Below are 12,561 nucleotides of genomic sequence, written 5' to 3'. Positions count from 1 at the left end.
AACAAAAAATTTCAGCCTCACCTTTTTCGACAAAACTAGTGGATTCTCTCACCAACAGGTGACAATCATTTCTCTCTACTTCGTCTATACTTTTACTAGAACGAGTAGTAGGGGGAATTTTCATGAGAAACTATTTTATTTATCTATTAAAAGATGATGTAGCCTACGAATATTTTGGAAAAGAGTTTTTAATTTTTAATTTATTCCTAGAACAAATTCAAGAACAAAACCCTGCTCGATCCGAGTTGTTGTCAAAACAAATTGATTATATTACGAATCCGATTTCAGTAATTGAAATAAATAGATATATTGAAAAAAACATGCAAATTCAGGCGACATATAAAGAAAAAGGAACGGAATTCATTTATAAGCCACAAGCTAGTAAATCGTTTTCCCTTGCAAAGCTAGAAGTATACGATCGATACATGAGGATTATGTCAGAAGGAAGCTATGATGCGGAAACTCATTTTTTTGAGGTTCTTCGGAAATATAATCCATGTTTTTTGGCTATGGATTTTGACAACAAACATTTTGGTTGGTTAAATCCAATCAAGCAGGAGCGTTATATTTAAAAAGGAAAGTTATAAAAAATATTGTGAAATGGCTGTTGTTCTAGTACACTTTATTGATAGGACAACTTGGAGGAGGAAAGAATTTTTATGTGGCTTTATATTACGATTGGACTCGTGGCTTTACTTATCGGTATTGCCATCGGCTTTTTTATTGCAAGAAAATATATGGAAAACTATTTGAAAAACAATCCGCCTATTAATGAACAAATGTTAAAAGTAATGATGACACAAATGGGCCAAAAGCCATCTCAAAAGAAAATTAATCAAATGATGCAACAAATAAACAAGCTCCAAAAAAAATAAATGTAGAACAATTACTGATTACATCTTTATATAATTTAAACGAAGGCTGTCTCAAAAGGATAGCATACAAATTCATGCCTCGAATGAATTCGTTGGTGATGCTTCCTTTATTGAGGCAGCTTTTTGCTATTTGATAAAGAAAAATCTAGGTACTATAATAGGTATATACATATAGATTTAAAGGATGACGTTTGATGAGTGTGAAAGTGCCAACCATTTCAATAGAAGAACTTTTGAAAGAAAAAGTGATATTGGTTGATGTCCGCTCCCCAGCAGAATTTGAGGAATTTCATATCCCCGGAGCAATCAATATACCTTTATTTTCAAACGAAGAACGGGCGAAAATTGGCACTATTTATAAACAAGTTGGTCAGAAACAGGCAATTGAATTAGGAGTTCAATTTTTTTCAAAAAAATTACCGGAAATTTTTCAACAATTTCAAAAAGTTGTAAATGAAAATGATCATAAAAATATTGTCGTTTACTGTTGGCGCGGTGGAATGAGAAGTGGAACGATTGTTTCTTTTTTAGGATCCATTAAATTCCCTGTCATTCAGCTTGAAGGAGGCATTCGCAGCTATCGAAAATTAATCCAGAAAGACCTCGATGAATTTTCAAAAATTCAAAAAAGATTTATCGTACTTGAAGGAAACACAGGAACTCATAAAACTGAAATTTTAAAAAGGCTCCAACAAGAAAATTATCCAACCATTAATTTAGAAGAGCTTGCTGGACATCGAGGTTCGATATTCGGAGCCATCGGATTAAATCCAAATTCTCAAAAAGAATTTGAGAGAAAGCTTTGGCAACGGCTTTGGGAGCTAAAAGATGCGCCTTATTATATTATTGAAGCAGAAAGTAAAAGAATCGGCAGAATCGTCATTCCAGACTTCATTTTGAAAGGGAAAGAACAAGGAACAAGAATTCATATTGTTTCATCCCTTGAATCTCGAATTAAAGCAATTTGTGACACATATCGATTTCATGAGTTTCATGAACAATTTGTTGCTGCTTCGACCGCTCTCAAAAAAAGATTGAAGCCTGAGTTGTTCCAAGAGATTCAAGATCGTTTGCATCATAAAGAGTATGAACAGTTCGTAAAATTATTATTAGAAAATTATTATGATCCCAAATATCATTATGCCCAAGAAAAATACGAAACCCCAGCTCGTATTGTAGTTATAGAAGGTATGGAAGATGGATTGGATATCATTAAAAACGAAATCAATACAATTGTTGAAAAATGGGGAATTGTTCCAACAATAAATGTTTAAATCAATATGTAGTTCAAGCACCTGACACAAAACTGTTAATTTCAAATGTTTCAAATTGCAACCATTTTGATAGAATGATATAAGATTATAGAGTTCCATTTAAGGAGTTGTTATATGGTGGCTGATGTTAATCTGTTTCTAGCTTTTGGGGCTGGATTTTTATCGTTCATCTCACCTTGCTGCTTACCTTTATATCCTGCATTTTTATCATACATTACCGGAATTTCTGTCAATGAATTGAAAGAAGAAAATGCAATGCTCGGAAAGAGGGCAATGCTCCATACCATTTTCTTTTTAATCGGTTTTTCTAGCATTTTTATCGTGTTAGGATTATCAACGTCGATGATTGGAAAATTTTTTATCCAATATAATGATTTAATTAGACAAATTGGCGCTATTTTAATAGTATTTTTTGGGTTTGTTATTGTAGGCGTATTAAAACCCGAATTTTTAATGAAAGACAGAAAAATATCATTTAAAAACCGTCCCTCAGGTTTTATTGGTTCGATTATAATAGGAATGGGATTTGCTGCAGGTTGGACACCATGTACCGGCCCAATTTTGGCAGCTGTTATTGCATTAAGCGTTTCAAATCCGGGCTCTGGCCTTGTGTATATGTTAGCTTACACCCTTGGTTTTGCTATTCCGTTTTTTATTATGTCATTCTTTATTGGAAAATTGCAGTGGATTAAAAGGAATAGTGAGAAAATAATAAAAGTTGGCGGCTATGTGATGATCGTAATGGGAATATTCTTATTCTTTGATTGGATGACAAAAATCACCACATATTTTATTAGTATTTTCGGTGGTTTTACTGGTTTTTAATTCTCGCAAATATTTGCTGGATATAATATAATTTTTAGTACAATTTACATCGTTAGTTGAGATTAGGGGAGATGAAGGAATTGGCTAGAGTACTTATTGTCGATGATGCTAAATTTATGCGAATGACCCTTACAAATATTTTGCAAAAAGGCAACCACACGGTTGTTGGAGAAGCTGAAAACGGCCGTAAAGCGGTTGAGTTATATAGGGAACTTAAACCTGATATTGTAACGATGGATATAACAATGCCAGAAATGACAGGCATTGAAGCGGTAAAACAAATAAAAGCGATCGATCCTCAAGCAAAAATTATTATGTGCTCGGCAATGGGACAACAAAAGCTTGTTGTTGAAGCGATTGAAGCTGGTGCCAAAGATTTTATTGTAAAACCATTTGATGAAAATCGTGTCCTAGAGGCAATTCATAGGGTTTTTGAAAAATGAATACTACAGGAATCCTTATGGTTGCCACAACAGTTGGCGCATTAATCATGGCTATTTTGGCGATGTTTTTACGTATGAAAGCGGCCCAAAAGCCAACTAATGCAAAAAAAATCATCTTACCGCCTCTTTTTATGAGCACTGGCTTTCTTATGTTTCTCTTTCCCATTTTCCATTTAACTTTTGCTGAAGTTATTGAAGCACTGTCGGTCGGGCTAGTCTTTTCGATTTTATTAATCAAAACATCAAAATTCGAAATACGAAATAATGAAATTTATTTGAAACGGTCCAAAGCGTTTATGTTTATTTTAATCGGTTTGTTGATAGCCCGAATTATTTTGAAGTCTATTTTGGGACAATACATTCCATTCGGGGAAACAAGCGGCATGTTTTTCATTCTCGCTTTCGGAATGATCTTACCATGGCGTTTAGCTATGTTATATTCTTATAAAAAACTTGCGAAACAATTGGAAATGCAAAAATAGGTTGACCAAATAATGTCATCGAATAAGAATGACATAAGCGGTCAACCTTGTTTACTTATTAAAAAGGTGTTCGTACGGTGAAATATCAATTTGTTTTTTGGCAAGTGTTTTCCGTAAAAACTTATGATCACGTTTAGGAGTTGCTTTTATGTAACCTTCAATGACTAAGCTTTCTGTTATTTTATCTGCTTTTTTCTCTAAGGCGAGCTCTCCAATTTTTGCAGCTATTTTTTGCCGAGCAACATCACGGAATAACTCTGGAACAGGTTTTACGAGTTCTTCTAATAAATTTTTTAGTTCCTCTGGCCATAAATGTCGTGTTTCATTAATATAATATTCTTCCCAATCAAGGATAGACTTGCCATCTGCTTTAGGCAGCCGCTTGAGAAATTTTCGAAACATAAAAAATCCACCGATAAAGAGCATAACGACCATGAAAACGGTCCAAAACAGAATCATCCATTGAACCCAACTGTCAAACATTTTTCCACCTCATCATGACAATTTTGCCTTTTCTTATTTTAACAACATTTAATGGTGGAAACCAATAAAATGCTGATAGAAAAGTGAATATTTTTAATGGATAACTGGGAGGCTATGATTACGGTAGGTAAAATTTATTGCTCATTCTTTAATAAGGCGAATTTATTAATTCAAAAAGGACTTGAGGGGAAGGGATTTCGATGACGAATAAAAAGCGCAGAGACAATCCAAAAGGTGGTAGTCAAAAAGGAAAACCTTTTAGTGACGCTATGACTGCAAAGGATAATGTACTAAGTGCAGAAGAATTGGAAAAAGCAATTCATCCTACTAGAGGCAAAATGAGTGATGGCTAAAAATGAATTGAATTGCGTCGAAAAACGTCGTGAAAAGCGACGTTTTTTATTTTGGATTTTAAAATGTAGACTTACACTGTCTAACGTTTTTTTCAAGATTCCGAATAAAGGTAAATAGGCACTATGTAGTTTTTGTTAAATTTATTTGGCGGGACCGTGTGAGAATCGAACTCACCTGACCGCGCACGGCGGTCACGTACGGTTTTGAAGACCGCGGAGGACACCAGTACCCCATCCGGCCCCGTATTCTACCTCTATTATTATACTCACTTTAATAGATGGAAGCAATGGAAATGACCTTTTCTTATATTAAGATAAATAATTGATTTTCAATCATTTTTTCCTGAGCACTTGTGTGACAAATAAGCATAAAAGGTCATATTTTTTTGATTTTCTTCTTAATTTAGTGGGATTATATGAAAATAAATATAAAATATAATTGTATTGCAATGGATCTAAGGCAAGATTTCGTGTCTCAATTTGAATAGTTTATTCCTGCACAACACTAATTTTGGATTAATCCACATCCAAAATAAATTGTCGTCAAAATGAAAAGTGTCTTTTATAACTTACTCGGAACAATGAGAAATTAACGTATAGATATTTTACTAATAATATAACCTTCAGGTTATGAAGCATAAAGGACATTTTTTGCTCATCAGATGTAAAATAGCCGAAGCTTCAATGAATCTGTTTGTATTTGTACTAGCCTTTAATGTTTTGAAAAAGGGTAATTCTATTTGTTTCAAGGGTTTCATATTTCTTAAGTAAACTTTTTCGTTTGTCAGTGTTGCGTTAAATGATCAAGTATATTTTCACATTTTAACTTATACTTGTGTTGATTAAGGGCAATATTTTTTACTATGCAAGATTTGATGTTTCCTTGTTTCATTGGACTCTGAACTCGTTTAATACTGAAACCCTCTAATAAAAAAGAATATTTAATTATAGACAAAAATTTGAAGAATAGTTGTCAGCAAAACAAAGAGCCTGTTTCCCCTGATACTTAGGGGATACAAGCTCCAGTACTAGTGATGTCTGAATTGGATTCGAACCTATATTGTCATGCCTGTCAATTTTATTTATTTGTTTTAGATAATTTTATTCGTTCCGTTGAGTTTAAAAAATCCGCGTTATCAAGAAAGTGTGTCTTCCTGATTTGTATTTGGTTTGGTGTAAGATAAAAACATAGGTATCTTGAGTGATTTGCATACCAAAAGATCATTCTATTTCAATTACAATGTTTTTGTACTTTTTTAATTGTCTTAGGTATTGCCTATTTCCGCTCAATTACTTTAATACCTTTAAAGAAAACCGATTTAATTTGCTGAGTGTTTGTCATTTCAAGCCCTGGAATGCCTTCCCCAATTAAAAAATTTGCATCTAATCCTGGTTCCAATCTGCCAAACTGTTTTTCTTTGCCTAATAGAGTTGCAGGATTAGCTGTAAGTAACTCCAGAATTACGTTTTCCGAAAAATTTTCTTTTAACAGTTTCATTGAAGGGTGGGCGATTTCCATGAGTGAATCAGGCCCTATTATCGAATGGTCTTTAAATTGAAGCCAAGGTACATTAGGGTAAGGTGGTAAATACGCATCAGTGGAGATGGAAACGGTAATCCCTTTTTCTACAAGTTTTAAAATTTCTTCTGGTGAATTCGGCTTTAGATGTGTACCGCCAATTGGTGTTGCCACAATATGAACACCTTTTTCTGCTACTTTTTCCATCTGTTCTTCTGTAATACCATGGGCATGATGTAATACATCAAACCCAGCAGAAAGGGCTAAGTCAATACCTTCTTCTCCTGCGACATGGCAGCCAATTTTCTTTCCTAAATTATGAAAGGTTTGGACAATTTTCATTAAATCATCAATAGAGTATAAGATTTCTCCGGCTCTTGGAACCATTTCAGGAGTAAAATTTGCTGGTGTTGCGTTTATAAACAAGTTCTCCCCAGGATAGTCACTGTTTTTTGCAAGCTCTTCTACAAGTTTCAGAGATATTAAATCCTCATGCTGCATCTTTTTTGATTGGGTAACTGCAGAAAAATGAGCCAATTCTTCGAAACCAATTGTAATACTTGTCGTAGCAAAAGAAATATCCAAAGGGAAATTTTTTACTGCTTCACGATAATCATCAATTTTAAAATCGCATAAAGGGTGTCCGCATATTTGCTCACCTATAGCGGTAATACCAGAGGAAAGAGCATTAAATAGGATCCATTTTCCTGCATGAAAATGTGTTTCTGGGGTAACAGGAAATAGAGAACTCGGTGCATATTCTAATAAATGGGTGTGACAGTCAACCAGGGAAGGAGTAATGACATAATTGGAAAAATCAGCTATATCTAGCGAAGGATACTGTTCATGTATCGCATCCCATCGTCCAACTGCTGCAATTTTTCCATCCTTTATAACCATTGCTCCATTATGAATCGTTCCAAATTTGCTGACAGTTACTAGTTTCTTTCCTTTTACAATATACTCCATTTTTCATCACACCAAAAAAGGGGTAATCCAATATCCTATGAAAATTGCAGTTGCCACCCGGATAATAACCCCAATTATTGCTGCTTCTAATGCTTCTCGTTCTGTCAGACCTGAGGATTCTGCCCATGTGACCGGAATTTGACCAAAGATAACTGACAATGGTAAACCGGAATTGGCCAAAACAAATGATCCTACAATTAATCTTGGGTCAATAGAGGCAGTAAGTTCGGCTAGTTGTGCAACGGCTAAGGTTGGGGCGGCTAGTATAGAAACGATACCTGTTTGTGGTTCTATGCTTAAGAAAGTAAGGCTTGAAGATAGAGCAGATTCGATAAATGTCCATACTCCGAAAAATTTTAATACTCCAATGAAGAAAAATACGGCCGCTACAGCAGGAATAATGATTAGAAAGAGAAGTTCTGCACCTTCTTTTGCCGATGCAAAAATTGTTTGTAAAAATCTTGTTTTTGGTGTAAAATGTGGCAGTTCAGTTAGATTTACTTTTTTCGTATCACGATATAACGTTTTTGAAAGGATGAAGGGGACGACAATTAAAGGAACAAAAATTGATAAAATCACTAATGGAAAAGCATTGATGTTAAAGACTGATAAGGCGATCAGTCCAAGGACAAATGTCGCAAAAGATTGAGGAGATTGAATCATAGTAGCAATTGCAATTTTTTGTTCTTCTTTTGTCGCATTCGCTTTTACCAATATAGGTCCTGAAATTTTCCCCGCAGCATTAATATCACCGAGAATATTGTAAACGCTAGGAATAATGACAGAAGGGTTAATATTGAACCACTTCATAATCGGTACAAAAATTCGAATAAGTCCATCTGTAAATCCAAGTCTTTCTAAAATTCTTCCAACAATAACGCTTACAATAATAGCAATTCCAATTTCGCTAGTTAGAAAAATATCAACGACAATAGGTTTTACCTCTTTGATGGTTGTATCGAATAGTTGAGACAATGAATTTGGAGCAAAAAGGAGAATTAGCAATAACCCAAAAACCAAAACCACTCCAATAATTTCCCAAAACACCCATTTTGATCTTGATGGTGATGGGTTTGATAATTGTTCATTATTCATTTACAGTACCTCCCTACTTTCATTTTTCATTATCATATGACTATAAATGTTGTAGGTGCTTGTTTTAAGGTGTAGAAAAGTACTGTGGAAAACGTAATAAATTCATAATGTAAAACAGTGTTGTAAGGAAAAGGTTACCGTGAAGCAATTAATTTTAATTTAGAGTAAAATTCTCCTATTTGACAACAATTTAGGAAAAACAATAGAGTGAACGATATTATTCTACAAAACATTCAGGGTATTACAGTATATCTAATAATTTCGCAAATAATTTTCCACAAAAGGTATTTCTGTAAAAAGCATTGTATCAAGGGAATCATAGGGAGGTCCAAAAAGTTTTCCTTTGGTTCATAATAAGACAATCCGCATAACATACACCTCAAATTATACAAAGATGCTTTTTTCTAACAAACCGTGAATTATACTTTTTCTGCATTTTCAACAGTGCTAATGCTTCTCCATTGACCTTCTTTATTACTGTTGCAAATTTTAACAATTAGGATAAAATTAAAATATTAGTCATCAAGATTGGAGACTTTGTATCGTAATGAATAACATACATAAAATGACATTAATCCTACTATTAATAGAAAATTGAAGCTTTACTTGAATTAAAACCAATAAAATTTGGTGAAAAAACTCAACATGGTCTAGTTGTTATGTATCTTCAAAAGGTAAAATTTTCTATAATTGAGTAAAACTATTTATTCCTATTGAATAGTAAACATAAATTACCAAGGCACTCTTCAAAAACAAATTGAAGAGTGCCTCACTTTTGTTTTAAACAAAACACAAAGGAGCGGGGGAGTACTAAAATATAAAAAGGGGAACAAAAGGAGGAGTAATAGTTATTATGTCACCGTAATTACTGGACGTATGGTATTTATGTTAAAAGGTAGTTCTATGAGCCCTGTTTATTACTCTATTATTTTGTTAGTCAATTTCAACAAAGTCTTCATGACGGAAAAACATGGTTGGTTCGTGGAAACCGTTTGCTCCTCCATTAACAACTACTTCAATTCCTTCCGCATCTTCATCTGTATCGCCAATAACAGTAACTCTGTAAAGTGCTCCAGGGATGAATCCTTGTGCTACAAGGACATTTACAAATTGACTACTGTTTGGTGGTAGAGTAATTACTTGGTCAAAGATAATTGTTCCAGCAGTAGGAGTAGGACTAAGATCCCATCTCTCAACAATGACACGCACCGTTTTATTTTTTCTAGTTGGATTTGTCAAATCAATCGCAAGAGTATCTGGAGCAGTTCCATTTTGCATTAAAAGCGGTGCACGAAAAGGACCGGTTGTAATAGCCAAAGTTGCTTCCCTCCTTTCCTGTTGGACTAATACAAATTATGAATTCATTTATCGAATTGATATGGACAAACATCTTTTTTGTAAGCCCGAATTTTAACATAGTAATCTTTAACTGGTTCGCATGATAAAGGAATGTAGATCAGATTTGTTTATTCAAATGACTTTAATGGAGATTTGTCGTTCACTTAATTTCTGTTTTTGGGATTGGAAATGGTCAGATAGTATTCGGGATTTTAACAATTGTTCATAAACTACTAATTTGGAGGCCATCCGCAATCAGAATTTTTTAAGAAAAAGAAAAACAGCGAATTGGAGAACTCACCGTTTCTATCCGTTTTTTTGGGAAAGTGCTTTCTAGTGATTTGTAATAGTATGTTGAAATAAATCACTCCGAAAAGCCTTCTTAATTTTATATTAGGATAAACCAATTCTAAAAGCCTGAGAATATTAGGTATTATTTTTATGAATACAAATTTTTATGAATACAAAAAGGAAAAGTATGAAAAAATAAAAAAGGAGCGATTTGATTTCGCTCCTATTACTTTATATGACCTAATGGGATCGTTTGTCCACGTTCAAAATAATTCATTTCAATGAGCTCGATAATGTAATCATAGTTGTCGATTGAATTTTGAATTGTGTCGTAGTCTTCTTTAGATAATTTATTATCTTCTAATTGTTTTAGTAAAATTGCTTTTCTCTCTTCCATTGTGGCAATAAGCTCTTGATAGTTCATATAATAACAGTCCTTTCTGCAAAAAAGTTTTGAAATTCTATTATATGAAAGCGTTGTCTATTTCTATATTTATATTTTAACCTCATTAAACGAACAAATTCCTTCATAACTGTTGCAAAATAGTGAAAGATTCTTTACAAATTCGAAACAGTTTATCCAGATTAATAACTTGTTTTTTTATATATAGCACTCTATAGTTAATAATATAAAGACAGATGTCAAGACAAGAGGAGAGGTGCTCGTGGGAGATACTACAATTTCACAGAGAAAAGTGCTCGGAATCGCAGGAATTGGATGGATGTTTGATGCCATGGATGTCGGGATGCTTTCCTTTATTATCGCAGCTTTAAAGGCTGACTGGAATTTGACGCCGGAAGAAATGGGCTGGATCGGAAGTATTAATTCTATTGGGATGGCAGTCGGTGCATTTCTATTTGGACTTTGGGCGGATCGTATTGGCCGCAAAAACGTTTTTATTATTACCTTAGTTTTGTTCTCTCTAGCAAGCGGGGTGTCTGCATTAACAACTACTTTGACAGTATTTTTAATTCTACGCTTTTTAGTTGGAATGGGACTTGGAGGTGAATTGCCTGTAGCTTCAACTTTAGTTTCTGAAATAGCTCCATCTTCTGACCGTGGAAGAATTGTTGTATTGTTGGAAAGCTTTTGGGCAGTTGGTTGGCTTCTAGCAGCAATCATTTCATATTTTATTATTCCATCATTTGGTTGGAGAATTGCTTTGTTACTAAGTGCCCTTCCAGCTTTATATGCAATATATTTGCGGCTTAAACTTCCGGATTCCCCAGCATTTTCACCGAAAAAGATTGAAAAAAGATCGGTGTTACAAAATATCCGGAATGTTTGGTCGAAAAAATATGCACGGTCAACGTTTGTTCTATGGACTTTGTGGTTTACAGTAGTTTTTTCTTATTATGGAATGTTCCTTTGGCTGCCAAGTGTAATGGTTATGAAAGGATTTAGCATGATTCAAAGTTTTGAATATGTATTGATCATGACATTAGCTCAATTGCCAGGATATTTTTCAGCTGCTTGGTTTATTGAACGTATTGGCCGCAAATTTGTACTTGTTACTTATTTACTTGGTACGGCCGCATCTGCTTTCGTGTTTGGGGCTGCAGAATCCACTGGTCTTTTAATTGCTTCAGGTATTTTATTGTCATTTTTTAATTTAGGTGCATGGGGAGCACTATATGCTTATTCACCAGAACAATACCCAACTGTTATACGTGGGACTGGAACCGGAATGGCTGCATCTGTCGGCAGATTAGGAGGGATCCTTGGACCGCTATTAGTAGGTTCGTTAGTTGCTAGTGGTTATTCAATTGGGTTTATTTTTTCAATTTTCTGCGGAAGTATTATCCTAGGTGTATTGGCAGTTGCTTTCCTTGGTCAAGAGACAAGGAAAATCGAACTGGCAGATATTTAAAACATCCATCTAACATTAAAAATCGGCAAGTAAACGCTTGTCGATTTTTTTGTAAAAAAATAACAAAAAATTCCAAAATAATAATTTTTACTGATGTTTAAAATAATAAGGAACATTTCTATAAGAGAGGAAGACGATGGTCTCAATGCGTGGTTATGTACTTTCAATCTGGAGTCTCATTGATCCGATTTATTATTACTGTACCAGACTAACTTATCTTCCACGCCAAGGAGCAGAAAGTAATATTTTTCGTGTTCGACTTACTAAGTATAAAGGGAGAGAAATTGTATTATCTGATGGAACGGAAATTAAAAAAAATGATACTTTAGTAAAAGTACATCTTCACAATGTGAAGTTATTGAAAGAAATTATTCATATAAAAAATGAAATAAAGAAAGCAAAAATTATATATCGCCATGTTCAAAACTCATTACCAGGTTTAGCCGAATTTATCCAAAGGGCTGATCGGTCTGATGAAATCAAAGGCGTAATTGGAATTACATTTTTAAATAAAGGTTGTGAACGGTTAGGGTTTGAGGTTGTTGATATTACTAGCCATATTTATAAAGGGTTTAAATGGTGCACGTTTTTGCCAATTGAATTAATTTCAAGCGGGAATTCCGTTCGACATATTTTGCAGCATCATTCACCAAAATATTTATTTATGTCAAAAGGAAAACTTTTGAATTTGTATGGTGAAAAAAATAAAAGAAAAAGCTGTCCTTGATGAACGGCTTTTTCCT

14 protein-coding genes and 1 tRNA gene are annotated in these 12,561 nt (G+C 34.0%); 9 read left to right on the top strand and 6 right to left on the bottom strand.

Features of this window, described 5'->3' with window-relative positions; genetic code table 11:
- Positions 1-122: 122 nt before the first annotated feature.
- The 6 genes from sirA (at position 123) to HR057_RS04820 (ending at position 3,899) form a co-directional block, all read left to right on the top strand.
- Complete coding sequence (sirA, locus tag HR057_RS04845; protein WP_173730296.1) at positions 123-572, top strand: sporulation inhibitor of replication protein SirA; 450 nt, start codon at positions 123-125, stop codon at positions 570-572.
- 87 nt (positions 573-659) lie between these two features.
- Positions 660-875, top strand: coding sequence for a YneF family protein (locus HR057_RS04840; protein ID WP_173730295.1), 216 nt, complete (start codon positions 660-662; stop codon positions 873-875).
- A 194-nt stretch (positions 876-1,069) separates the two neighbouring features.
- A complete protein-coding gene (gene mnmH / locus HR057_RS04835) occupies positions 1,070-2,149 on the top strand; it encodes a tRNA 2-selenouridine(34) synthase MnmH (protein WP_173730294.1) in 1,080 nt (359 codons plus the stop codon).
- A gap of 117 nt (positions 2,150-2,266) precedes the next feature.
- Positions 2,267-2,974: a cytochrome c biogenesis CcdA family protein gene (locus HR057_RS04830; protein WP_173730468.1), complete on the top strand. Its 708-nt coding sequence runs from the start codon at positions 2,267-2,269 to the stop codon at positions 2,972-2,974.
- 80 nt (positions 2,975-3,054) lie between these two features.
- A complete protein-coding gene (locus tag HR057_RS04825; RefSeq protein ID WP_173730293.1) occupies positions 3,055-3,417 on the top strand; it encodes a response regulator in 363 nt (120 codons plus the stop codon).
- 11 nt (positions 3,418-3,428) lie between these two features.
- Positions 3,429-3,899 (top strand): CcdC family protein, encoded by a 471-nt coding sequence (locus tag HR057_RS04820; RefSeq protein ID WP_329955843.1) that lies wholly within the window; start codon positions 3,429-3,431, stop codon positions 3,897-3,899.
- 51 nt (positions 3,900-3,950) lie between these two features.
- Here HR057_RS04820 and HR057_RS04815 read toward each other — a convergent pair whose 3' ends face one another.
- A complete protein-coding gene (locus tag HR057_RS04815; protein WP_173730291.1) occupies positions 3,951-4,382 on the bottom strand; it encodes a DUF2621 family protein in 432 nt (143 codons plus the stop codon).
- A 200-nt stretch (positions 4,383-4,582) separates the two neighbouring features.
- Between HR057_RS04815 and HR057_RS04810 the strand changes: the two genes are divergently transcribed.
- Entirely contained in the window at positions 4,583-4,735 is a 153-nt protein-coding gene (locus tag HR057_RS04810) for a hypothetical protein (RefSeq protein WP_173730290.1), read from the top strand.
- Positions 4,736-4,881: 146 nt separating this feature from the next.
- On the opposite strand, the gene HR057_RS04805 is transcribed toward HR057_RS04810, so the two are convergent.
- From HR057_RS04805 to HR057_RS04785, 5 genes are all read right to left on the bottom strand, one after another.
- Positions 4,882-4,978 (bottom strand) — tRNA-Sec (locus HR057_RS04805).
- A gap of 1,033 nt (positions 4,979-6,011) precedes the next feature.
- Positions 6,012-7,223, bottom strand: coding sequence for an amidohydrolase family protein (locus HR057_RS04800; protein ID WP_173730289.1), 1,212 nt, complete (start codon positions 7,221-7,223; stop codon positions 6,012-6,014).
- A 6-nt stretch (positions 7,224-7,229) separates the two neighbouring features.
- Positions 7,230-8,318: a hypothetical protein gene (locus tag HR057_RS04795; protein WP_173730288.1), complete on the bottom strand. Its 1,089-nt coding sequence runs from the start codon at positions 8,316-8,318 to the stop codon at positions 7,230-7,232.
- Between the two features lie 933 nt (positions 8,319-9,251).
- On the bottom strand, positions 9,252-9,635 hold the full coding sequence (locus HR057_RS04790) for a hypothetical protein (RefSeq protein WP_173730287.1): 384 nt from the start codon (positions 9,633-9,635) through the stop codon (positions 9,252-9,254).
- A gap of 538 nt (positions 9,636-10,173) precedes the next feature.
- The gene (locus HR057_RS04785; protein ID WP_173730286.1) at positions 10,174-10,371 is read right to left on the bottom strand and encodes a DUF3896 family protein; all 198 of its coding nucleotides are present in this window, start codon (positions 10,369-10,371) and stop codon (positions 10,174-10,176) included.
- A 241-nt stretch (positions 10,372-10,612) separates the two neighbouring features.
- Here HR057_RS04785 and HR057_RS04780 point away from each other — a divergent pair, with 241 nt between their 5' ends.
- Positions 10,613-11,818 (top strand): MFS transporter, encoded by a 1,206-nt coding sequence (locus tag HR057_RS04780; protein ID WP_329955839.1) that lies wholly within the window; start codon positions 10,613-10,615, stop codon positions 11,816-11,818.
- Between the two features lie 136 nt (positions 11,819-11,954).
- Complete coding sequence (locus tag HR057_RS04775; RefSeq protein WP_329955838.1) at positions 11,955-12,545, top strand: YkoP family protein; 591 nt, start codon at positions 11,955-11,957, stop codon at positions 12,543-12,545.
- Positions 12,546-12,561 lie beyond the last annotated feature (16 nt).

This window comes from Calidifontibacillus erzurumensis (assembly GCF_013303125.1).
Lineage (GTDB): Bacteria > Bacillota > Bacilli > Bacillales > Bacillaceae_J > Calidifontibacillus > Calidifontibacillus erzurumensis.
This window is presented reverse-complemented; position numbering and strand designations above follow the sequence as displayed.

What these genes read in the sequence shown, in the direction of transcription:
- sirA (WP_173730296.1), top strand. Translation starts at nt 123, where the DNA reads ATGAGAAACTATTTTATTTATCTATTAAAAGATGATGTAGCCTACGAA.
- HR057_RS04840 (WP_173730295.1), top strand. Translation starts at nt 660, where the DNA reads ATGTGGCTTTATATTACGATTGGACTCGTGGCTTTACTTATCGGTATT.
- mnmH (WP_173730294.1), top strand. Translation starts at nt 1,070, where the DNA reads ATGAGTGTGAAAGTGCCAACCATTTCAATAGAAGAACTTTTGAAAGAA.
- HR057_RS04815 (WP_173730291.1), bottom strand. Translation starts at nt 4,382, where the DNA reads ATGTTTGACAGTTGGGTTCAATGGATGATTCTGTTTTGGACCGTTTTC.
- HR057_RS04810 (WP_173730290.1), top strand. Translation starts at nt 4,583, where the DNA reads ATGACGAATAAAAAGCGCAGAGACAATCCAAAAGGTGGTAGTCAAAAA.
- HR057_RS04800 (WP_173730289.1), bottom strand. Translation starts at nt 7,223, where the DNA reads ATGGAGTATATTGTAAAAGGAAAGAAACTAGTAACTGTCAGCAAATTT.
- HR057_RS04795 (WP_173730288.1), bottom strand. Translation starts at nt 8,318, where the DNA reads ATGAATAATGAACAATTATCAAACCCATCACCATCAAGATCAAAATGG.
- HR057_RS04785 (WP_173730286.1), bottom strand. Translation starts at nt 10,371, where the DNA reads ATGAACTATCAAGAGCTTATTGCCACAATGGAAGAGAGAAAAGCAATT.
- HR057_RS04775 (WP_329955838.1), top strand. Translation starts at nt 11,955, where the DNA reads ATGGTCTCAATGCGTGGTTATGTACTTTCAATCTGGAGTCTCATTGAT.